This is a genomic window from Rhodococcus sp. 06-235-1A (genome assembly GCF_002258785.1).
Taxonomy (GTDB): Bacteria; Actinomycetota; Actinomycetes; order Mycobacteriales; family Mycobacteriaceae; genus Rhodococcoides.
This window is the reverse complement of the sequence record NZ_NOYI01000018.1, coordinates 78,155-99,563: the sequence shown is the minus strand read 5'-3', so window position 1 is coordinate 99,563 and position 21,409 is coordinate 78,155. Positions and strand designations below refer to the sequence as shown.

Genomic DNA, 21,409 nt, shown 5'->3' with positions numbered 1-21,409 from the left:
TTCGTCCCGGCACGAGTTGGGAATTTACTAGGTCTTGACTGGGTTGCTGTGAGCATATGCTTCCCAGCAATGGGGTGTAGGAAAACGAACCGATTGAGATGTTCAGAACAGGGTGGGTGCGGTGTAGCGACCGTGACGTGCTTCGTTGAGCCGGGCGCTCCAGCGCTGCACGAGCCACATCTCGACGAGTTCGGGGCTGGTGCCGATGTCGGTGGCCCATGTGGTGTTGAGTTCGACGTAGCGGTCGAAGCGGCGTCGAGTGAATCCGGTGACGGACGGATTTTCGAGCCATCCTTCGTGGATGAGTGTCCAAACGGCGTATTGGTCGATCAGCTGCGCAGGACCGCCATAGACCGATGCCTTCACCGCCCACAGGAACGTGGCCATCAGGGACATTCCGACGCCGGGGGCATCGGGCCAGCCGGACCAGGTCGAGTTCGGATGGTCGGGCATGACGCGGTTGCGGACACAGCTGTCGACAGACCCCTCGCAGACGTGGTGATCGACGCCATCGACGCGGACAATGACTTGCCCGACGACGTGAAGTACTACATTCTCGCAGCCCTCGAAGGGCCGATGTTGCTGCAAGAGTTGCTCGGCGGCATCTCGGACGTCGCAGGTTCCCGGTCGGCAGGCGCGTGGGCATCCGGGCAATCGGCTGGCGCGCTCCCGACCTGGGTCGACGTAGCCCTGTTCCGCAGCATCGCGCCTAATGGTGTCATTTGACGGGCATCCCGCGGTGAGTGGCGGGGTGGTTGACTTTCGGCGCGTTGACCGAGTGCACGCGGATTCGCTCTCCAAGTTTGCAGTGCCAGTTTATTTTGAACCCGGAATTATCAATTTTTTAATCGACCAAACTGTCTCATATGCATGCTTAGCCATCTCGGTGGATCGACTGTCAATTTCTGCTTTCGTCCATTGGGTAGCGTTGAGGATACTATCGTCGACATATAGCCCTTTTGCGGCAGACGCTTGCAGCATGGATAGCTTCTCGCTGAAAGTCTTGGTATCCATCTGATTGTTTAAGTCTTGGGGTACGAGCAGCAAGTTTCCAATTTTTGCAGCATCCAAAAGCCCGACCCCAGGTTGTTTGGCAGACTGAGGAGCCAGGTGTTCAATCGTCATTCTGTTGGGGTCTGCGGGTGAAGCGGATTGACTGTCATGTAGTGAATTTAGAATGTAACGAGTTAATCGAGCCTGTTTGGTAAAGACTTTGGAATTCCGTATTCGTCGAAAGTCTGCCGAGAACTGATCGAGAGAGGGTAGCCTATCGGAAGATGCCAGCTTTGCATTCATTTCTCGAATTACTTTTGCTTTTGCGTTCACGCTACGAGCTGCCGTAATCTGCCGTGCGTGAGATGCGTACATTTTAGAAACTCCTCCCGAGGAAGGCGAGTTCGTGACTGCGGTATTAATGAAATGGAACCTTTCAACCGCTTGGATTGCCGGCAGGACGTACTTTAGCCTCAGCAGGCCTTGGTCGTACTCGCGCCATAGGGCCAATACCCAGGGGAGAGGCTGTTTGACGCGAAATACTTGAAGTGCTTGCAACGATTGCCTGAGCGGGAGTTCTTCAAGTGCCCATGTAGAACGTGCTGCAGGTTCGTGAATTTCCCGGTAAAGGCGGGAATCCAGCACGAGTTCGTCAAGAAATTTTTGAGCCTGATTTCGTTTTACGGTTTTTCGTACGCTCTTTCCAAGCGCCGCCTGGGCAAGGTAGTCCCTTCGGGACAGCCAACTGTGTAACAAGAATCGGTCGACTGGCAATTCGGCGCTCGATTGGTCGAATTCGTTCAGGATTGTGTTCCAACGCTCGCGCGGTATGTCGTTCTGGGCATTGCCTGCGCGCAAATGTGACAGAAGGTGACTTTTTACTAAATCCGCGGTTTCAAGGTCGCGACCACGACTGTTAAGTGTTTGAAATATTACTGTGGCGTCTTCTTCGTTGTCAACCTCGATCGTCACGAGACGCAGTCCCAGGATCTGTTCTCGCAATTCAGTGAGCTTCTTTTGTTTCTGCGCAAGGTTCCCTTGCAATGCCCCCGACAAGTGGGTACGAATCCGAGCTGAGCCTTTTTTGATGAGACTTTCGCCATCTGCCGGCTGTGGTTCTGTGTCCGAAACCATGTCTTGCTGTAAATGCCGCAGGTAGGGGCTATCCTGGTCTTTTTGTAGCACGAAATGTCTTTGATTATCTCGAATACTTGGCCGCTCGATCAACTGTTGAAGACCAGCTGCCTCATCGGGAAGCGAATTTGCGCGAAAAGCATCCCTGAGTTCACACAAGAGAAGCGTTATAGTTGTGAGCCGCTGCTGGCCATCTACTATTCCCTGTATGCCGTGGGTGCTTTGAAAAAGGACCATCGATCCGATGAAGTAATCCGAATCGGCGTCGTTCAGATCATCCCAGAATTCGTCTATTTCGGCTGCGGTCCATTCGAATGGACGTTGAAATCGAGGTACCTTGAAGAATGCAGAACTCAGAAGATCGCCAATATTTTTATCGTCACTCTTGACTTTCATGAACCCTCATCTCTATTTTCCACTTCTGGGTATTGCCGTTCATCGGCTTGACTATCTGGGCGTTGCCCGAGCGTCAGACCAGCATTCCGCAGGATTTCGTCCCCAGCAGAGTCGTGGGATGTCTGGAGATGCCAGCGCCGGGAAGCTCTTCTCTATGGGGAACGCAGCCTCTCGCTCGTCCGCGGTATGGACGTCGAAGCCCGCTTCTTCTGCGCCCAGATTGAGCCCGCCCGCCCCGGAGAATTGCGAGGTCGCGACTCCGTCGGTACTTACCATGCCCGTAAGCTTCCCATGCCGACCAGCAGCAGTGGTTCAAGCTGCGGCGGTGTGGCGAACGTGCTTACGGCCAGTCGCTTGAAGAGGCACTACATGATGAAGTTGAGGGAGGACAGCAGTGGCCGAACCGACTGCCAACGATCTAGCCGGGCGATCCTACGCGCGCGTTTACTCGGTCTCAAGCAGAAGGAAGGATATTCACCAGCTGCTTGTCGCGGCGGTCGCGGCGGCCGGCGGAAGGGTTTTGTATGCCAGCGCGTCGAATCGAGCGCCTGTGTACCTCGGAGTCCAGGACAGACATGGTGATCGTCTTGGTTTGCTGGTCTATCCGTTCCGGATGACGCGCAAAACCACGCGCAACCGGCCAAACGATGAAGTTCGCGGGCAGGTGAGGTACGGATCGGAAGAATCGTGGAAGATCGAACACCCCCTCGGCAAGGACATCGCCGGGGTGGACATCACCCTGGTGGTTGGCGTCGATGTCGAAGCTGGCGTACTGGTAGGTCTTCAACCCTCGCTTTACGACCCGCTCCCAATGGGCATTTCGTTCTACGCCAAGGTCGCGGATATGAGCTTGGCTCTGGAGACCAGCTGGCATGTGTGGGAGAGGGAGAACAAGCCAGGCAGCAAGCGCGATGCTCCCCGCGGCGGCCCTTCCGCTCTTGAGACGATCGTCGCCTTTACCCCCGACCGACTGCTCGACTATGCACGCCTCGAGCGCCGCGCCACTGACCTTGGCCTGGACCACGCCCTGCGTTACAACGCGGCTAAGCTGGCGGCCGCAGCCGAAGGCGAGACCACCGCAGAAGGTCTTCATGCGTTGGAACAGGAGTTTGGCCTCACCAGTGCTGAGATCCTGCACATTATCGCGACACGCAATAGATTGCAGGTCGCGGTCCGCGGAGGAGTCGCCGAGCATCACCTTGAGCGCCTGCTCGAAGCCAGTCCGACGGTCGCTCGCGCGACCAGACTAGACCAGGACGCAATGCACGACTTCGATGTAACGATGGTCGACGGCACTAGCTGGAAGGTGGAGTGCAAGAACGCAAGTCCCATGATGTACGCCAATGGAGACATAAAAGTTGAAGTGCAGAAGACAAGGGCCTCGCAGAACGATCCTGCGAGCCGCTACTACCGCGTCGACCAGTTCGATGTCGTGGCTGCGTGCCTCTACTCGCCGACCGGCCGCTGGCAGTTTCGGTACCACCTGACCGAGACACTAACGAGGCACAGGGACTTCTCGGACCGACTGGCACCGATGCAACGTATTACCTCAGACTGGAAAGATAGCCTGGCAGACGCCATGCACTGATGTTCGTGCCGACCAATTCGCCGGTAACACCGAGGCCCCGCCGGGGCGGCTCGGCGCCTCGGTTGTCGCACACCGACCTCTGCAGGCTGCGGTCAACGCCGTGGTGACTACCTACGACCGCTAAAGTGGTAGCGAGTTCTCGACGACTCTTCGGTCTTTGTTCCAGCTGGAGGTTTCGTCAGGTGCTGGCGAGCGTATTGTCGATCCAACAGAGTGATGGTGTTTGTTCCATCCGGTTTCCGAGCGCACTTTTGGTCGGTTTCCTATTCTTCGGGGCACCGCTCTACAGAGCCATGGTGTGGCCGATGTGTTTTAAATCGAGCAGACACCGGCTGAGGTGCGGGTGCATTTGGCCTCTTGCTCGTCACTGCCCATAGCTCAAAAATTCTCGATGCAGTTATGCCTTTCCGCAAACGTTCTGTCTAGTCGCGTCGAGTTTCTGAAGCTGGTTGCCCCCCCGAGACCGGACGATTCGGGTACTTTGGGGAGGCGGGGCGACTACCTAGACGCAGATCAGCGATACGGCGTCGCGATGGCGACAGTGTCCCGCCGCTGGTGATCGATAGGTTCCGCGTCGTAACTCCAATAGCCCCGATTGTCTCGACCAGCGTGAATCCCTGGATCACCAGTGAGTGACGGAGGCGCAGTAGCGACGGCTGGTCACTTACCCTGTTCAGGCGATGTCGGTTTCTCAGCGCAACCCGGGTTGTGCTGCATGGACGGGGCTACTATAAACAACAGCGTATTGCGCTCTGCTTTTTTTATGCAGAGTTCTCTATTTTCGATTTCTTCTTTATCTAAGCGCGCAGAACCACCGAGTATCCACTGCACAGTCACTGACTCATCGTCGGAAGTCAGTTCATAACCAGACTTTTTCTCGCCCGACGAGAGGAAGTAATTTTCTGCTGGTATCCAATGGGTGCTGGATGCGATGAAAGACTGTAACACGGAGAACGTAATTAGGAATCCGCCAAAAATGATATTGCGTTGAAGCCCCCTTTTTCTTACCCGCCAGAAATTGTAGCCCGCGGCAAGGGTAAAGAAGATTGCAATCCCCGTCGACGCACCTATCAGTGTGACAAGGTTCATTGTAAAGGCCGCAATCAGCAGAAATATTAGCACTAGTGAGAACGTCCATCCCGGCAAGTTCTCACCGGGGACTTCTCTGGTCGCTCTCTCCATCACGACGAATGAAGAATAGAACAGAAAGATCGGCAACAGGGTTAGCGCCGTCACCATCAGAATCTGCATGACATCAAGATTGGCAACAAGCAATCTCAGCGTTACCGGATCGCCAACCGAGACGAAGAACAGGCGATAACCGACCAGAACTACTGGAAGTGCGCCGATGATCCACAGAATGTTCTCCTGGATCCATGGCCACTTTAGGAAATCCGACCAATCTCTACTGGTGTCTGCTGAGCCCGCCACCAACTATCTCAACGCCTTCTTCGCTTGTTCAAGCACACGTTGAGCCAGCAATGGTGGCACCGAGTTGCCAAGCTGCGCCTGCACACTTCCGCGTGTGCCGACGAGTTCGAACTCATCTGGGTACGTAAACAGTCGCTTTACCTCTGCAACGCGCAGCCGACGATTCTCCCAGTGGAACGGGCCGACGTTCGGGCCTGGTTGCGCTTGAATCGTGGGCGATGGCTTGTTCGGGTCGAGCTTGAGCAGGAACGACCAGTATCGACTGCGCCACTTGAACAGTGGGTCTGGGTGACCCTTTTCCTCGGTGTAGTGCAGGTAGTTTCCACCTGGCGGTATCTCGTTGATCAGACGCCCGTATTGGCCGCCCATGACCTCCTCGCGTTCAGGATCGGTGACTAGACCATCTAGCGCCTGCCCGGTCGTCACGTACGGCCTCTCGACGTTGCCGCTCGATCGACGCTCCCAGTTACCGCCATGGGACGGCTCGGGGTGATCTGGGACCTTCTTGCCCTTGGGCATGCCGATGATGAACAGGCGTGGGCGCGCTTGCGGCACGCCGTAGTCAGCCGCGTTCAACACCTTGAGCTTGTAGTCGTACCCGGCTTCGCCGATCTCCTGGATGAGACGTTCAAGCGCAGGTCGGCTTGCCTTGTTGTTGTAGGTCAGCGCGTACACGTTCTCAAGCACGAAGGCACGTGGCTGCGATTCGCGAAGCACTCGGGTGTACTCCTGCAGGAGGGTCGCGTCTGGGTCGAGGCCTGAACGCTTCCACTCAAGCCAAAACCCGCTTTTTGAGAACGGGGTGCAGGGAGGCCCTCCGATAAGGAGGTCTGGCCGCTGCCCCTTCCTGAGCCCTGCCGCGACTAAGATTTCGGCAGTCGTCGTGTCGAGGATGTCCTTCTGGATCACGGGGGACGCCAGCTTTGGGAAGTTCTTCTCCATCGTCAGCGCCGCGTCATGGTCACGCTCGACCGCGGCTCGGACGTCGAAGCCTGCGTTTTCTGCGCCCAGATCGAGCCCACCCGCGCCCGAGAACAGAGAGATTGCGACCCCTTTAGTGCTGACCATGCGTGTACGATCCCACACCGGTACGACACAGTCGCGTAGACACGCAGAATCTGCTGGTCAGAAGTCGTTTGTCCGGTTCCGCTGCCGTGATTTAACGGTCGCCTACGCAGTCCTGGATAGGCCACTTGCGCCGAAAAATGTAGAGCACCTCTGGTGCGGCGTATGATCCGATGTCCTCCACTGACCGCACCCCATGTTTTTGAGCGCATCCATGAAGTCGCGCGGCGTAAAGGCAGCGTATTCCGAGCAGCTCTCTAGGGCTGTTGAAGGCTCAGCACAACTCGTACTGGTCGACGGCACGCACAGATCAGTACCGTTCGCACAGGCCCGTCATCCACCGGGCACCCAGAGTCACGTTGGACCTTCGGCGTCCAGATACGCGGCCAAGGCGTGGAGTATCCGCGAATTGCGTGTACTGAAGCAACGCGGAGGTTTAGTTTTCGTCCCTACCCAATGGCGCAGCTAGGGACTACTAGGCCCTCTTCGTGCGCACAGGTGAGACCACATGGTGATGCACCTTGTGGAAGACCTGAGACGCAACCAGCCGTAACGCTCGGTCAACAATGAGCAGTTCCTGCGCTATCATCCAGACCGGCTATGCGGGCAATGTCGGCTAAGAGCTGACATACATAGGCTTCCCGAACGGACAGGGCGCAGAGACGTGCGCGTCTTCTTCACCGACCGCCGTACTTCGAGGTGATGCGACTCTCCAACCACTGCAGCGCAATCGTGGGTGGCAGTGCCATCACAAGGATCAACACAACCGTGCCCATGATGTTTTCATCCGTAACAGGCTGACGTTGCGCAGGAGTTCGTATCCGATGCCGCTGGACGACGAGAACATCTCGGCGAGGATCAGCCCCAGGAACGCCAAATCGAAGGTCATCCGCATAGTCGTCGCAAACGCTGGCAGCACCGCAGGGATGACGATCTGACGGACCAACCCGGGCCAGCTCACCTGCAGTGATGCCGCCATCTTCAGTGGATTCGCCGTCGTGTTGGTCGACCTACTCGGGCGCGGCGATGTTCGGCAAGTCGACGCGGTATCCGTTCAGCCAAGAAAAGTCGACTTGCATAGCTGTTATCTTATTGCGGCCCAACCAAATTGGAGAGCCCTCTGGTTGACTGGCATACAGTCCCCGTGCTGATGTGACCACTCGATCGAATTGAACCGGCCAGTCGATGCTTGCCGCCGATTCGGTGATGGGGTCGCGGCCGCGGTCGAGCGCGCGCAGGACGTGTGATCTCGCGGGCAGCAGTTGAGACTTGCTCGTGTTGCACGATGGGCATGCCAACACCAAGTTCGCGAGACCGTCGATCCCCACTCTCGACCACGGGAGCACGCGATCGACATGGGCGTCCGGCCCCACGCACGTCGAACAATAGAAGCACGTCGGACCGAAGGCTTCTATCAACGCGGCTCTGGGACGGATCAGTGCGATTCGGCTGTTGCCGAACAGATGGCCTTCGAGATCTGGCACGTCGCCGTCGAGGAAGGTATTCTTTCGCCGGACATCGTCGACCCAAGCGAGCATCAACGCGGGCTTGAGCAACGAGGACAATCGCGCCAGAGCGAAACACACCCCGGGGTACAGCGTGATCCGGTTGCCACGGGCCAGGACGGTGGTCATGCCCATCTTGGCGCTCATCCAACTGTCGTCGTACAGAAATGACTTGCCCGCGTACCCGCCCGGAACTCGCTGCAGGCGATGGAGCGGCTGTTGAACGAGAACAAGCTTCACCTTCTTGATCATCTCGCGGAACAGACCAGGGTTTCTCCGGGCCGCGGTGTCCAACGGCGTTTCTCGGCCGGCAGTTGCCGTCGCACGAGCAAACTCGCGGACAGTGTCGGGAATCGTTGCTCTCGCCTGCGTCGATTGGCGGAGATAATGACCGTCGAAGTCACGGACCTGCCGCCAGTAAAGACTTATAACGCGCTCGGCTAAGTCGTCGAGATCGACGTCGACCGCGGAACCGTGATCCTCGGGAACGTTCTCGACCGAGAACTCGAGTAGCGCGACCAGGACGGCCAGTTTATAGGTGGCGACACGCGCGCCAGAGTCGAGAACGCTGACCAGGTGCTGCCCAAGCGTCAGCGGATCAGCGGGCGAGGGAATCGACATACCTGCACACTACTGAGCATGGGAAAACTTGTTCGTGATCTGATTCCGTCGATCATCGAAGCCTTAGGTCGCGTCCTCAAATATCGAACCCTCGATCATAGTGAGTACGGAAAGGCACTTATCGACAAGCTCTTTGAGGAAGCGCGCGAATTTCATGACGCAACGCCAGAAGATAGGCCTGGGGAGTTGGCCGACGTCCTGGAGGTCGTCCGTGCACTGGCCGCACATTTGGGCTTGACCGACGCGGATCTCGACAACCTGGCTGAGGACAAACGATTGGAGCGCGGTGGGTTCGAGCAGCGGTTCTGGCTCGAGTAGCGGGAGTGGACCAATTCTGCTGTGCGGAGGTTGATTCAGCGGCAGGAGGCCGAGTACAACTGGGACTTCGTGTTCTTGGGATCGAACCTCGACGCTGTCGAGGTGGGTGCTGATCTGGGCTTCCAGCGCGGCAAGTCGATGACAGACATCTCGACGTCGGTGGGTGTGACGGCAGCCTTCGATTCGGTGGCGGACTACCAGCACCGGAAGCGATCGGCACGTGTCGATGCGTGTTCGGTTTCGGCTTTCACTCCGGAGGATCGCAGACGGGCGCGAGGGGAGTAGGAGGGGGCGGTCTACTACTTCTCCTCGACACCGCCGGCGGTGGTCGGATCGGCACCGAGAGTCTCACCAGGCCACCGATCCGGCGTCGTCGAAGAATCCGCCCCGCGGGCCGTCGTCGGGGAGGGTGGCGAGCTTGAGTGCGATGCGCGCACCTTCCTCCGGCGTGCGAGGGGATGCGAATCCGGTGAAATCCGTTGCCACATAGCCTGGACAGCATGCATTCACGATCACCGCAGTGTCCACGAGCTGCCGTGCGTACTGCACGGTCATCGCGTTCACCATGGTCTTGGATGGAGCATATGCCGCCATTATCGGGCCGGTCTGTAGCGCGAGCGAGCCCATGTTGCTCGAGACATTGACAATGCGCGGCGATGCAGATCGAAGAAGCGTCGAAAGGAGTGCGTTCGTCACTCTGATGACCCCGAATACGTTCGTATCCAACGTAGTCCGCAGTACGTCGATATCCAGCGTCATCGGATTTTGTTGGTCGCCGCCGGAAATGCCCGCGTTGTTCACCAGTATGTGCAGGTCGTGGATCGAGCCGGCTGCGGCGGCGACGCTCTCGTCCGACGTGACATCGAGGGGGACTCCGAACGCGTCGATGCCCGCAGCACGAAGCTTGTCGACCGCGTCCTGTCGTCGTGCATCGTTTCGGGCTCCGACTCCTACTCTGATTCCCTGCATTCCGAGTCCGTGTGCGATAGCAAAGCCGATCCCTTTGTTGGCGCCGGTTACCAGCGCGGTCTTCGTCGTCATGCGGTCCATGGTCGGCGTCGAGCGCGGGTGCGTCCAATACCGATTGACCAACCAGTGATACTCGACGGGTATCACAGCTACGCTGTCGTAGTGGACGATCTCGAAACACGCGAACTCCGGTACTTCATCGCCGTTGCCGAGGAGCTGCACTTCGGACGCGCAGCGCAACGGCTGGGGATCGCCCAGCCACCACTCTCGCGAGCGATCAGCAGGATGGAGCGCCGACTCGGCGTCGCGCTTCTGGATCGTAATCGTCGCGGAGTCGCACTTACTACTGCCGGTGCGGTGTTCCTGAGGGACGCTGTGACCGCGCTCGACGCCGTCGCAGCGGCAGCGCAGCGAGCACGAGCCGCCGGCACCAGAGTCAAACTGGTGACCAAAGCCGGTGCGTCCCACGAGCTCCTACGCCGCGTTCTCGAAGCGCACCCCGCTGACGTGGATGTCATGTTGTGTGAAGTCGGTGAGCAGGCCGACTATCTTCGCCGCGGTGATGCCGACGTGGCGTTGATGCATCGCCCCGTCGATGACCTCGTCGGGTTCGACTCCGAGGACCTCCTCACCGAGGAGCAGGTCGCGATCGTTCCGCGTGATCACCCCTTGGCCTCGAAAGACGAACTGAGCATGGACGATATCCGTGACGTCCCGGATCTGCCGATGGCCCGATGGCCACAGCTCGACGGGACCTATCCGAGGGGGCCCGGGCCTGAGGTGCGTACACAATCGCAGATCGCTCAACTAGTCGCGCTGGGTCAGACGCTGCTGGTGATCCCAGCATCGAGTCGCGCGTGGCAGTGGCCCGAGCATGCGGCCATACCTGTCACCGATGCGCCGATGATCACGACGGTCATCGCATGGCCGGCCGGAGTCCGATCGCCGGCAGTATCGGCATTGGTCCGCTCGGCCGTCGGGATTGCGTTCGAGTGACGAACGTCAACCTTGGGCGATGGCACGTGAATCGAATACGACGGTCTCCACGGTGTTCCCCATGCGTCAGGCCGACGGCGTATCCGATGCCTCTGGACGAAGAGAACATCTCGGCGAGAAGCAGTCTCAGGAATGTCGAGCCGAAGGCCATGCGCATCCCGCTCGTGCTCGAGCCGAGGGGTGGCATTGCGTCGAACAACGCGAGCTTGCAAGCGTTGTCTCGCTGAGGGTGGGTTGGAAACTGTCGACAGGCATCTGAACGGAACCGGGCACCCCTCTGCTGCGTCTGTTAGTTAGTAGCGGCGATGGTCGTCGACCGAGTCCAGAAGGGTGGCCACGCGTGGAGCTTCCTCTGAACGGGCACACGATCGCGTCTGTGGAGTTCGGGTATTCCCTCGCGTTGCGTACGAATCATGACTACGAAGTGCGGATTGAATCGAGTTTTCAACTCGACGACGATGGTGCCGATGGGTTCCGGGGTGCGCCTGAGTCAATGCTCACCGACAACATAGATGTGAGGCGTCTCGAGGGCAGACTGGTCGCGAGTGCGCACGCTTCCGATGACGGCGACCTTCGGATCGAGTTCGCGGACTGTGCAAGCTTGATGGTTTCCTTCGATCCTGATTTCGAGGCCTGGACGGTTGTCGCGCCCGAAGGCTTCAAGGCTGTCAGTGTGGCCGGGGGCGGACTTTCAGTCTGGAACTGATCTGGAATCGCGACTGTCGAATGTTGTGTCCATATCCAGCCGGAAGCGTCGACATGAGACGACCTTGGACCGCAGCGCCGGCTACTGCATCGGGCGACTCAGAGCCCGTCGTCATATAGCCTGTGCTGCATGTTTTGGCGAAAAGCGGAGCGACGCAGTGCTTTAACTCTTGATCAATTCGATGCGTGCGTGGCGGCGAACAACGTGGACGTAGTCCGCGTGGACCTGGTCTACCAGCAGGCACGCAATGGGCGCGGCTCCAAGGTAGTCCTGACGAACCTCAGCCGCGGCGGCGGAGGAGATGCGTGGATGTGGTTCTACTATCCCGAGGTCGGCGACCTACTTGCGGTGACAGCGAGCTCGGGGTGGGGCCCGCACAACAACCATGACGTTCTCTACGTCGGCAAGAAATCTGGTGACACTGGCGTCTTATTTCGGGTCGACGCGAAGACCCTCCGCAGGGGTATGAGGCATCGCGCACGGGCTGGTCAATTGGCCGTGTGAGCAAAGAGCCGCCCCGCGCTGTTCCGACCTCCGCCGGCGCTCGAGCTCATGGGCTCAGTGTCCGTGTGCCGATCGCGGCGCTCAGTGCGTCGAGCTCGGCCAGAACGTCGGTCGCCGCCCATATCTGGTTTCGCTTGCTCGTGGAGATCAACTCCAAGATGCCTGCCTCGGTCAGTCGACCAAGTGCGCGATACGCGCTGACATCGGTTGTTCCGGTGATCTCTGTCGCCATGTCTGCGTTGAGGATTGGCACCTCCAGCAGTCGGGCGATCAGGGCTTGGTCGGCGGAATTGGCGCGAGGTTTTGCTACGCGCTTCCACGCACCCGGCAGCTCCGACAGAGCGTGCGCCGACTCCGCTGACGCTTCGCTTGCGTGCACAGCGACCGAAGCCAGATATTGGACGAACTCGTCCGCCTGTCCACTGCGGTACCCCGTCAAGAAGGAGAAGTATCGAGTCGTGTCGGCGAGCATCGCCGAGGCCAACGGAACGGTGATTCGACGAGTCAGGCCGCGTCGACGCAATATCGCGCTGATCAATGCACGCCCGATTCGGCCATTGCCGTCGGTGAACGGGTGGATGGACTCGAACTGCGCGTGAGCGATCGCGGCCTGAGCGATGATCGGCATGTCCGTGCGGTTCGCGAACACCAGCAAGTCGTCCATCAGTTCGGGGACGAGATCCGGCGGCGGTGGAACGTACAGCGCATTGATGGGTGTGTAGTCGCTGCCACCGATCCAATTCTGCACAACACGCAGTGCGCCACGGTCTTTCGTAGTGTAGAAATCGGGAGCCATGAGAAGTCGGTGTGCGTCGAGGACGGTGTCGAGCGATATCGGTCCACGGCCCGCAGCGTCGATCATCGTGCTCAGCGCGTGTACTGCAGCGAGTTGAGATTTGGCATCGGCGCTCGCCTTGCCTCCGGCCAGTGCGCGACCGAACGCGTGCCAACCGGCGTCGACACTCTCGATTTTGGATGATGCCACGGATTCGCTTCGGAGCAAGAAATCTGCGAGTGGCTTGAGGTGCTCTCCGAATCCTGCTTCGAGACGAGCCACCGCGATGATCGCAGCTTCCTGAGCCTGAGCGGCCTCGTTGGACGGTGAAAAGACCAAGTCTTTGATGGCGGGAGGGATCGACACCTCGATTCGATCGAGTGTGCGGTCGGCCTTTGAGCCTCGGCGATCTCGAGGCTGCCATTTCTCGGTTTCAAGGGCATGTGGCGGCCACGCCATACCAACGCCTCCTTCGCAAAAATACGGCAATGACCAGCTTAATGTACTTTGGTGCACTTAAGTGTAGTTAAGGATGGCATTGTTTACGTTGACGGGAAGCGGTACTCCACCGAGCCCTCGTTCTGGGCGTCCTGTGTCGGCCGAAGGCGATACGAAGCGCGAAGCTCGCTGTGGCCCCACCGGCACTCGGGATGTGTTCACCCTTCACGTCGAGGGTGGCGGGATAGTTGCGCGCGCGACGAATACTCGAGTTCCTACCCTGTCGTACGCAGAGCCTGCGCCCGCGCGAGTGCAAAGGTCGCCACGAGTACGCACACCACCGCCACGATCACGGCGACGAAAGTGGATGCGGTCGTGGAGAATCCGAGAATCCAGGCAGTTCCCATTCCGGCGAGGGTGGCGAGGACACCTCCAATCGGGAGAAAGGCAGCCACAACCTTGGTCGTCCGGGACGACAGTGGATCGTTAAGTAGCTTGAGCAGCAACCGAACCGAGGCGACTCCGAGCACGTAGGCCAAAACTCCGGTGCCTGCGTATATCGGCAGCAAGTACTCGGTCGATACGCCTGAACTCAGACCGGAAAAGCTTGTTCCGACGAGAAACAGCACGGGCGTCATTCCCAGCGTCACTCCGATCAGACCGGCAACGGCGACCAGCCCTACCTGGCGAGAGGGATCGACGCCGAATCGAAAGCCGCACAGGTGCAGCACCAGGCCTGCGAGCAAGCCGACCACTGCGCCGGTCGAAGCAGCGACAATGGGCTGCACCCACGGCCCCAGCGTAGTGTCCGGACCATAGAACGACCCGCCGGAGACGTACGCCGAGTACCCCGCAGTTCCGGTCGCCGAGTAACCCAGAACCGCAATCACTGCGCCGAGCAAAGCAAAACCACTTCCCTGTTTGATCACGCGTCAATGATGACGGATGTCCGATCTGCGTAGAGAAATTCGGCCGGAGTGTTGCCCGGTCATCGATGGATGGTTCGTACCCTGCCGCGGATTCGCACCGATCGGGAAACGCCAGGCAACTGCGTCCAATCCCACGGAACCGATGCATCGGTAGCTGCGTCCAACATCAAGGATGGGTTCCATGGACGGAGTGCTGTGAGCAAGATGCGATTGCTGATCGGGAGTGCGGTCGGCGTGATGCTGGTGGCAACTGGATGCGGAGGGGCGACCGAAGGCATACCCGTTGCGGCACCGTCGACGACATCGGTGATGACAACCGCTCCGGCGAATGGTGCGTGGGATCCATGCACCATCCCGGACGCTGCCATCGAAGACGCGGGCTTGGCCGTGGAGACGAAGTCCTCGAACTTGGTGGGGGAGCTGCCGATTTCGGAGGACTGGATGACGTGCTTTTGGACTAATCCGCTGCCGACGCCGTGGTATCGAGTCGGTATCTTCTCATCCACTGAAAGCTTGGACTACCTGCGTGAGCGGGGGCCATTCGAGAATTTCGAGCCGATCGAGGGGTTCGACGGACTGCGGTTCCGGCGGACTATCAAGTACGACGAGGTCAACTGTGGCGTCGCTTTCGGTCATCCGGTTGGCGTCGTGTACCTGAATCTCGACGGGTTGGTGATGACACCACCCCTTGATGATCCGTGTGTCGAGGTAGAACGGTTGGCGCGTTCGATCCGGCCGTCCTTGCCGTCAGAAGAGTAGTTGGAGGTAGTCGATGGGTTCAGAGACCAACGAGCTGGCGTCGTCGATGCAGCAGTGGCAGTCGCTGTCGATGCAGGCAGAGTCCGGGCAGCTCAAGATTCCCGAAGGCGTGGCGTTCCAGTGCGACGAGGTTTGTGCTGCCTACATCAGGCACTTGAAGGATATGGTGGTGAAGACGCAAAACTTGGTCGACGTCAACGCGTTCGGCACCTTGGATTCGGCCAGGCAGCTCGGCGAAAAATTCGAGAGGATTGCCTTCAGCGGTGATCGATCGCTGCGCGTCGTGCTGACGCAACACATCGAGGTGATCGAGCTGATGCGGTCCGTGTTCAAGCGCTATTTCGATGAGGCCGAGTATGCCGATCAGCGGACATTGCAGTCCATCGGGGAGATCGCGGACGGTCTGGGCAGGTGACGTTTTATGCCGAGGTCCGAGTTGATCGGTACCGCTGGCCGGCTGAACAGATTCTGTCCGGACGCTGAATCGGTATCCGAGCTGAACCTCGACAACGATGCAAATTCGTTGAGCAGCAGACAAACACGGTCGGCAGGGTTCTACGGCCTGGATCGTCCTCGCGAAACGTGCTGAAGCAGTAGGCTTCACGCCGCAGACGTGGATGATATTTCGACAAAGTCTCGAGCCCGCGTACCTGAAGTACCGGTTTCCGTCTCATCCCGAGAACATGCCCAAGCGGCGAGGGAACGGCGGAGTCGAGACGGTGGTGGTCGATCCCGAGGACTTCTCCGAGTGGCCGTGGCTGTTCCAGGCGGGGTACCGCGCGGGCGACGCGACCTGGCACGCGCTGGCTCGTTGATTCACCTGAGCATAGAAGGGAAGGTTTCGGCGGTGCCGCTTATGCGTCCTCCCCGATGTCCTCGAACCACAGGCTCGGGCGCTCCGCGAGCATGCGTTCCATCAGCTGGACGCATTCGGCGTTGTCGACGACGTCGACCTGCACTCCGTGGTCAGCGAGCAATCGCTCCGACCTTTCGAACGACCGATTTTCACCCACGACGATACGCGGAATCTCGTACAGCAGGGCGGTTCCCGCGCACATGAAGCATGGAGACAACGTGGTGTAGAGCACCGACTTTCGGTACACCGACGCGGGGAGACGACCTGCTCGTTCGATGCAGTCGGTTTCACCGTGACGGATTGCGCTGTTCATCTGGACACGACGGTTCCGTCCCACAGCAAGAACCTCGCCGTCGTGCACGAGTGCCGCGCCGATCGGAACGCCGCCCTCTTCCCAGCCGATCTGTGCCTGTTCGATTGCCAGTCCGAGAAAGTATTGGTCTCCGCGCAATGGACTGTTCACATGCTCTCCTCGGTGTCCTGAAACAGCGTATGCAATTCTCGTCCTCGAATGGACCTGGGCACCTCCTATAGCAAGCGGTACCGAGAATGCGATCGAGATCGGGTGACGGCGCGGCCATGAGCATCGCGTCCCGACGTCAGTCGAAGGCGATGCGAAGCCCGACGCTCGCCGTTGCCCCACCGGCGCTGAGGATGAAGTTGTGCCGTCCTTCGTCGCGGAACACCATCTGCATCGGTAGGAACCAGAACCGATTCTCCCCGGTGAACCCGTCACCGGGGATCCGAAGGCCACGCTGATTTACGATGTGTTCGCCGTTCGCGTCGAGCACTTCGAGCGTCGCGGGAAAGTCCTTACCGATGTCGTCGGGTCCAGTTTGCAACAGCGCGACCAGTCGGCATTCGAGCATGCGGGTGTCGCGTGGAACCGTGCAGGTATCCCAGACCCCGCCGAGGATATCGAGCATGTCTTCGCTGACCCGTGCGTACTCCGCGAAAAACAACCCGGTGATGATCATCGGCTGGCGTCATCCGTTTGGTAGTAGGGAAGAGATTTCATCGCATCCAGAACGGCCGGGTGAAAAGGTTGCGGCACTGTGTATTTGCCGTCGCAGACCAACCACCCGTCGGCGATGAACTGCTCGAGCATGCCGCGGAGTATCAACGCCTCGATGTGTTCGTACAGATCCCCGGCACCGGCCGGGCCGACTGCAGGGAGCCGCGTCCGCGGAGTGCTCGTCATCGCGGCGAGAACGATCTGTCCGGCGACGACATTGACGGCCGGGGACGGACGGAGGGGATCCGTGCTGAAAAAGTAACGACGAATGACGTGCGATAGCGCCGTTCGGTGAGCGGCCAGGGAACCGGGAAGTGAGTGTGCGAACTCGTGGGCATGCGCACCGGGAACGGCTGTGGTGGAGGTCAGCACGATCAATCCGGCCGCCTTCGCCGCATCCCACAGTGTCATCAAGCCGGGAATCTCGAGCATCGATCTCGACCTCGATGCACGCCCATCCAACTCCACGCCGACGGCTTTCGCGAGCTCGCGAACCGACCCTGGCCGCGGAACACCCGTGCCGGTGATCGGTCGTGACGTACCGAGCCAGACGAGAAGCGAGCGAAGCTGCGCTATCGGCTTCGACGCGGTCAGCGCTGCCAACTCTTCGTCGGCGTCTGGCGTTGCGGGCTCGATGCCGTGGGGCGTCACCCGTTCGATCGGGGACTCGACCGCTGGCTCGACGTCGTCGGCCAAGTCCGCCGTGGTGGTACGAGATCCCCGGCGACCGAACAGTGGAATCACTTCGGCGAGGTCGCGATCTGTGCGGTGCGGAGTCACACGCACATCTTAAGGAAGACGCTGGGGCTCGCGCCTTCTCGACTCTTTCCCGGAAGAACAGCGAGCTGGTGCGATGAGCGTGCGTCGAGTTGGAGACGTGTTGGGTGTATGAGGAACACGTCGGTGTTCTAGGCGTCAGGGTCAGGACAGCTCGGTGCAGCGCTGATCGAGTAGCTGCTGCAACTGACGAGTTTCCTTGTCCTCGAATCCGATCGCATCGATGTCATCGATTCCGTTTCGAACGCCAGCGCAGATGTCATCGAGGATTCGTCGAGTCGCTCGCTCGGGCATACCCAACCGACCGGCGGACTCGACGAAATGCGCACGTGTCCAACGGTTCGCGCGCCCGTAGAAGTTCAATGCCATCGGGTCGCTCCAAGACGCGTAGGGCTGCGTGCACAGAAGGTCGTATGCGGGTGTGACCGACCAGATTCCCCGAGTGTTCTTGTGTATCGAATAATTCTTGCCGTGTAGATCGCCGTTTCCGATCGCATACGAATACGCCGTCAAGCGAAGAAGTTCGGCGGTGGCCTGGCGCGCAGAACCTCCTCCCTGCTCGACAGTGTCGGCGAGCAGCGCAATCACCGCTTCGGTCTTCATTCTGTACTTGGACGCGGGATAGAGCCCGGAGACCTGGCACGCATCCTCTTGGGGAAGTCGTTGTTCACCGATCCGGTCGAATCGCGCCACCAGCAGACCGCTGATCCCCTTGTTGTCCTCGATCACGCGGTGTTCCGGCACCGAAAGCCCGCATTTACGTGCCAGATTCATGAAGAAGCTCTCGTTCTGGACCAATCGCGGCAGTCGCGCCGGCGGGGCGAGTTTCAAAATGGCAGGCCCGGCCGTCGTCGACACCGGGGTCGAGTACATCTGCGCGGACACTTTGCCCTGAACGCCCGGCAGAGCGGACGGATCCTGGCTCACCGACTCACCCGTGGACAGGGAATCGAAAAGGCGACGAAGATCGGGAACAGGGTGCCTCGAATCGAATGCCCTGCCTGCCAACGACATCTCTTGACCGCGTGGCAGCACACGAACGTCCCCGATGGTGTCCGATCCGACCGCCAGCAGCAGTGTGAAGTGATCGTCCTCGGACGTCTTGGTAGCTGTTACCACTCCGGTGAGACGAACGCCTTCAGGCAGCAGGCCCGCGAAAAAGGCAGGGACGCTACCGCCCGATGCCCGCGTCTCGGGTGATGACTTCGGAATCGACCACGCGAGATCCGGCGCGGAAGCTCGGTCGAGGTAATCGCTGTCGTACCGAAACACAACGTCGTTCCCCACGCGCGTCAGTGAGCCTGCGAGAAGATCGCCCTTGTAGACATCGGCTGCATCGACATCCCGCAGCTCGGACACTGGGATCATTTCGCGTCCAGTGGCGGCACAGGCGATCCGGCGCGCGTGAGCAATGTGATCTCACAGCCCAGCGCTTCCGCGACAGCAACCGCGCCGTCGAGCTGCACCGTGTCTTTTCCCCCCTCGAGCGCCTGGACTGTCGAGCGCCCCACGCCGGCAAGCAGCGCTAGCTCGGCTTGAGTCATGCGCAACTGATGCCGACGCGCAACGAAGGCTCCCGCCAGCTCGCCGGAGTGCTTCCGGGCTCGTCGTCGTGGTTCGGCCATGATTGCTCCTTGTGCTTGCGCAGACATGCATATCGAAGCCTATATCGCGAAGCATCCGGTGAACAGTCTCTATGCCTGTCTAAATAGGCATAAGCGCGCAGAGTGTGGTGTCGGACTGTCTCTTGGCTTTAAGGCATGTGTTCTAAAGCTTAAGCCTCCACTAGGCGCAATCCTGTAGTGCCCGCACGATTCGACTCTTGATCAGCAGCTCGTACGGCATAGTGACCTCCAGTGTCCGACGCGTCGAAGGTGGAAGCTCTGTGAGGAACGCACTCAGAAGCGGCAGCGACAAGTGGGTCGTCGTCGATGTCGAGACTTCGGGTCTGAAGGCGTCCCGTGATCGGGTGCTCAGCGTCGCCGCTCTGACGGTCGACGAGGACGGACGCGTCGGACGCGAACTGTCGACTCTGGTCAACCCGGGCTGCGATCCCGGTCCGGTCCATGTCCACGGACTGACACCCGAACGACTTGCCGGTGCACCGACGTTCGACATGATCGCACCGCAACTCATGGATCTGCTGGACGGTCGAACCATGGTCGCGCACAACGCAAGTTTCGACCACGGCTTCCTGAAGCTCGAATCGATGCGTGCGGGCATCGACATGCCGACTAAGCAACGGTTGTGCACCGTGGCATTGTCGAGGCGACTACAACTCGATACTCCCAACCACAAGCTATCCACCCTCGCCGCGCACTGGAAAGTGTTGCAGTCCAATGCACACGACGCCTACGACGATGCCCGCGTGCTGGCGCAGGTGTTCACCCACAGTGCTCGACTGGCCAGGTCGCTCGAACTTCCCCTTCCCGTCGTCACGTGCACCGAGCGCCTGACTCTGTATCCGGATACCGTTCCTCGCACACATTGCACTTGGGAGAACCCCGGTCCTCTTGCTGAGGACGGCGGTCTGATTCAGGGCATGCGAGTCGTGATCAGCGGTGACACGCGCATTCCGCGATTGCGTTTGGCCGCGCAGCTCACCGAAGCGGGCCTGGACGTGATGAACTCCGTCAGCCGGTTCACCAGCGTGGTGGTGTGTTCGGATCCCACAACGGAAAGCCGAAAGGTCGAACGGGCTCGCGCCCATGGCCTTCGGATCATCTCGGAGTCGGAGTTGCTCGACTTACTCCGGGATGTGCAGCCAGGAACGCCGAAAGGTACTCGGCCGCAGACCCAGCTGAAGCCACCCGTGCAGCAGCCCTCTCCCGTCGATAAGCCCTGGCAGGCAAGGAGGGTCCTGGTCATGGGTGGTTCGCATGCCGAGTCTGTGCTGATGCGTTCTCGCCTGATCCAACTCGGAGCCACACCCGCTGTGAATCTCAGCGCAGGCGTCACCGACATCCTGATCCTGGACGGCGGCGACGGAGATCCCCGGATGCCGAAGGTCAAAGAACGGGACCTCACGCTTCTGACGCCCGCATCGATAGACCGCGAGCTGAAGATCGAGGCACCTGCTCCGCTTCCGGCGCGGCGGTCCCGAATTGCCCCGCTGGTGCCACGTGGTGGTGTCGTCGATCTGGATCCGAGCGTCACCATGCTGACGTTGAACAGTTCGTGGCGAGCCGACGAGTCCGATCGCGTCGACGTCGATGTCGTCGCATTTCTGGTCAATGACGACGAAATGGTCGTCATTGACGAGGATTTCGTGTTCTACAACGCTCCGGCAACCTCGGACGGTGCCGTCTCGATGTCGATCGACGGTGACAGCGAGCAGGGCGTACGTATCGACCTGGCACTCGTCCCCGAGGACTGCGCCCGCATCGTCATCGCAGCAGCCATCGACGGTGACAAGACGTTCGGTGACGTCGGTGCGGTGTCGGTGTCCCTCGATGGAGTCGATTCGACCGTCGCCACGGCCGTACTCGACGCGGCTACGACGGAACAATCGATGCTGTTGGCAGAGATCTACCGCCGGGGGAGCGGCTGGCGCTTTCGACCCATAGGCCAAGGCTACGACGATGGGCTCGCGGAACTGGCCGTGCGTTATGGCGTCGAGGTCGACGAGTAGCGG

Annotated in this window: 25 protein-coding genes; 11 read left to right on the top strand and 14 right to left on the bottom strand. The window is 59.7% G+C overall.

The genetic code is table 11. The features are described 5' to 3' along the window. Window positions 1-102 precede the first annotated feature (102 nt). A complete protein-coding gene (locus CH275_RS17460) occupies window positions 103-453 on the bottom strand; it encodes an 8-oxoguanine DNA glycosylase OGG fold protein (RefSeq protein WP_256991092.1) in 351 nt (116 codons plus the stop codon). Window positions 454-495: 42 nt separating this feature from the next. Between CH275_RS17460 and CH275_RS29530 the strand changes: the two genes are divergently transcribed. Then, window positions 496-726 carry a hypothetical protein gene (locus CH275_RS29530; protein WP_179276199.1) on the top strand — a complete coding sequence of 77 codons (231 nt, stop codon included), beginning with the start codon at window positions 496-498 and terminating at the stop codon, window positions 724-726. Window positions 727-816: 90 nt separating this feature from the next. On the opposite strand, the gene CH275_RS17455 is transcribed toward CH275_RS29530, so the two are convergent. Next, window positions 817-2,523, bottom strand: coding sequence for a DUF262 domain-containing protein (locus CH275_RS17455; RefSeq protein WP_094679602.1), 1,707 nt, complete (start codon window positions 2,521-2,523; stop codon window positions 817-819). Between the two features lie 394 nt (window positions 2,524-2,917). On the opposite strand from CH275_RS17455, the gene CH275_RS17450 reads away from it, so the two are divergent. Next, window positions 2,918-4,111 carry a hypothetical protein gene (locus tag CH275_RS17450; RefSeq protein ID WP_094679601.1) on the top strand — a complete coding sequence of 398 codons (1,194 nt, stop codon included), beginning with the start codon at window positions 2,918-2,920 and terminating at the stop codon, window positions 4,109-4,111. 660 nt (window positions 4,112-4,771) lie between these two features. Here the strand turns inward: CH275_RS17450 and CH275_RS17445 are convergent. The 4 genes from CH275_RS17445 to CH275_RS17430 form a co-directional block, all read right to left on the bottom strand. Beyond that, window positions 4,772-5,542 carry a hypothetical protein gene (locus CH275_RS17445; protein WP_143546808.1) on the bottom strand — a complete coding sequence of 257 codons (771 nt, stop codon included), beginning with the start codon at window positions 5,540-5,542 and terminating at the stop codon, window positions 4,772-4,774. Between the two features lie 3 nt (window positions 5,543-5,545). Continuing rightward, window positions 5,546-6,610, bottom strand: coding sequence for a DNA cytosine methyltransferase (locus CH275_RS17440; RefSeq protein WP_094679599.1), 1,065 nt, complete (start codon window positions 6,608-6,610; stop codon window positions 5,546-5,548). Between the two features lie 754 nt (window positions 6,611-7,364). Further along, window positions 7,365-7,586, bottom strand: coding sequence for an ABC transporter permease subunit (locus tag CH275_RS17435; RefSeq protein ID WP_256991091.1), 222 nt, complete (start codon window positions 7,584-7,586; stop codon window positions 7,365-7,367). A gap of 31 nt (window positions 7,587-7,617) precedes the next feature. Further along, window positions 7,618-8,733 carry an HNH endonuclease gene (locus tag CH275_RS17430; RefSeq protein WP_094679598.1) on the bottom strand — a complete coding sequence of 372 codons (1,116 nt, stop codon included), beginning with the start codon at window positions 8,731-8,733 and terminating at the stop codon, window positions 7,618-7,620. 18 nt (window positions 8,734-8,751) lie between these two features. Between CH275_RS17430 and CH275_RS17425 the strand changes: the two genes are divergently transcribed. After that, complete coding sequence (locus CH275_RS17425; protein ID WP_094679597.1) at window positions 8,752-9,051, top strand: nucleoside triphosphate pyrophosphohydrolase; 300 nt, start codon at window positions 8,752-8,754, stop codon at window positions 9,049-9,051. 21 nt (window positions 9,052-9,072) lie between these two features. After that, window positions 9,073-9,336 carry a hypothetical protein gene (locus tag CH275_RS17420; RefSeq protein WP_094679596.1) on the top strand — a complete coding sequence of 88 codons (264 nt, stop codon included), beginning with the start codon at window positions 9,073-9,075 and terminating at the stop codon, window positions 9,334-9,336. A gap of 63 nt (window positions 9,337-9,399) precedes the next feature. Here the strand turns inward: CH275_RS17420 and CH275_RS17415 are convergent, their stop codons facing one another. Then, window positions 9,400-10,092 (bottom strand): SDR family NAD(P)-dependent oxidoreductase, encoded by a 693-nt coding sequence (locus CH275_RS17415; RefSeq protein WP_256991090.1) that lies wholly within the window; start codon window positions 10,090-10,092, stop codon window positions 9,400-9,402. Between the two features lie 90 nt (window positions 10,093-10,182). Between CH275_RS17415 and CH275_RS17410 the strand changes: the two genes are divergently transcribed. The 3 genes from CH275_RS17410 (at window position 10,183) to CH275_RS17400 (ending at window position 12,226) form a co-directional block, all read left to right on the top strand. Further along, window positions 10,183-11,016 (top strand): LysR family transcriptional regulator, encoded by an 834-nt coding sequence (locus tag CH275_RS17410; protein ID WP_094679595.1) that lies wholly within the window; start codon window positions 10,183-10,185, stop codon window positions 11,014-11,016. A 340-nt stretch (window positions 11,017-11,356) separates the two neighbouring features. After that, window positions 11,357-11,722 carry a DUF6188 family protein gene (locus CH275_RS17405; protein WP_094679594.1) on the top strand — a complete coding sequence of 122 codons (366 nt, stop codon included), beginning with the start codon at window positions 11,357-11,359 and terminating at the stop codon, window positions 11,720-11,722. Between the two features lie 189 nt (window positions 11,723-11,911). Then, entirely contained in the window at window positions 11,912-12,226 is a 315-nt protein-coding gene (locus CH275_RS17400; protein WP_094679593.1) for a hypothetical protein, read from the top strand. A 46-nt stretch (window positions 12,227-12,272) separates the two neighbouring features. Here CH275_RS17400 and CH275_RS17395 read toward each other — a convergent pair whose 3' ends face one another. Together CH275_RS17395 and CH275_RS17390 are read right to left on the bottom strand one after the other, a co-directional pair. Then, window positions 12,273-13,460, bottom strand: a complete 1,188-nt coding sequence (locus tag CH275_RS17395) for a Fic family protein (protein WP_094679592.1) — start codon at window positions 13,458-13,460, stop codon at window positions 12,273-12,275. A 254-nt stretch (window positions 13,461-13,714) separates the two neighbouring features. Continuing rightward, the gene (locus tag CH275_RS17390) at window positions 13,715-14,368 is read right to left on the bottom strand and encodes a hypothetical protein (RefSeq protein ID WP_094679591.1); all 654 of its coding nucleotides are present in this window, start codon (window positions 14,366-14,368) and stop codon (window positions 13,715-13,717) included. Between the two features lie 204 nt (window positions 14,369-14,572). Between CH275_RS17390 and CH275_RS17385 the strand changes: the two genes are divergently transcribed. The 3 genes from CH275_RS17385 (at window position 14,573) to CH275_RS17375 (ending at window position 15,942) form a co-directional block, all read left to right on the top strand. Then, on the top strand, window positions 14,573-15,127 hold the full coding sequence (locus tag CH275_RS17385) for a DUF3558 domain-containing protein (RefSeq protein ID WP_256991103.1): 555 nt from the start codon (window positions 14,573-14,575) through the stop codon (window positions 15,125-15,127). 46 nt (window positions 15,128-15,173) lie between these two features. Continuing rightward, a complete protein-coding gene (locus CH275_RS17380; protein ID WP_256991089.1) occupies window positions 15,174-15,542 on the top strand; it encodes a hypothetical protein in 369 nt (122 codons plus the stop codon). Between the two features lie 202 nt (window positions 15,543-15,744). Then, window positions 15,745-15,942 carry a hypothetical protein gene (locus tag CH275_RS17375; RefSeq protein ID WP_179276205.1) on the top strand — a complete coding sequence of 66 codons (198 nt, stop codon included), beginning with the start codon at window positions 15,745-15,747 and terminating at the stop codon, window positions 15,940-15,942. A 39-nt stretch (window positions 15,943-15,981) separates the two neighbouring features. Here CH275_RS17375 and CH275_RS17370 read toward each other — a convergent pair whose 3' ends face one another. From CH275_RS17370 to CH275_RS17350, 5 genes are all read right to left on the bottom strand, one after another. Continuing rightward, on the bottom strand, window positions 15,982-16,446 hold the full coding sequence (locus CH275_RS17370) for a nucleoside deaminase (RefSeq protein ID WP_094679588.1): 465 nt from the start codon (window positions 16,444-16,446) through the stop codon (window positions 15,982-15,984). A 136-nt stretch (window positions 16,447-16,582) separates the two neighbouring features. Beyond that, on the bottom strand, window positions 16,583-16,960 hold the full coding sequence (locus tag CH275_RS17365) for a DUF6941 family protein (protein WP_094679587.1): 378 nt from the start codon (window positions 16,958-16,960) through the stop codon (window positions 16,583-16,585). Next, window positions 16,957-17,778 (bottom strand): hypothetical protein, encoded by an 822-nt coding sequence (locus CH275_RS17360; RefSeq protein ID WP_143546807.1) that lies wholly within the window; start codon window positions 17,776-17,778, stop codon window positions 16,957-16,959. Before CH275_RS17360 ends, CH275_RS17365 begins: the two co-directional genes overlap by 4 nt. A gap of 141 nt (window positions 17,779-17,919) precedes the next feature. Next, window positions 17,920-19,143, bottom strand: coding sequence for a type II toxin-antitoxin system HipA family toxin (locus CH275_RS17355; protein WP_094679585.1), 1,224 nt, complete (start codon window positions 19,141-19,143; stop codon window positions 17,920-17,922). Then, complete coding sequence (locus tag CH275_RS17350) at window positions 19,140-19,400, bottom strand: helix-turn-helix domain-containing protein (RefSeq protein WP_094679584.1); 261 nt, start codon at window positions 19,398-19,400, stop codon at window positions 19,140-19,142. Before CH275_RS17350 ends, CH275_RS17355 begins: the two co-directional genes overlap by 4 nt. Before the next feature lie 260 nt (window positions 19,401-19,660). Between CH275_RS17350 and CH275_RS17345 the strand changes: the two genes are divergently transcribed. Beyond that, window positions 19,661-21,406 carry a TerD family protein gene (locus tag CH275_RS17345; protein WP_094679583.1) on the top strand — a complete coding sequence of 582 codons (1,746 nt, stop codon included), beginning with the start codon at window positions 19,661-19,663 and terminating at the stop codon, window positions 21,404-21,406. Window positions 21,407-21,409 lie beyond the last annotated feature (3 nt).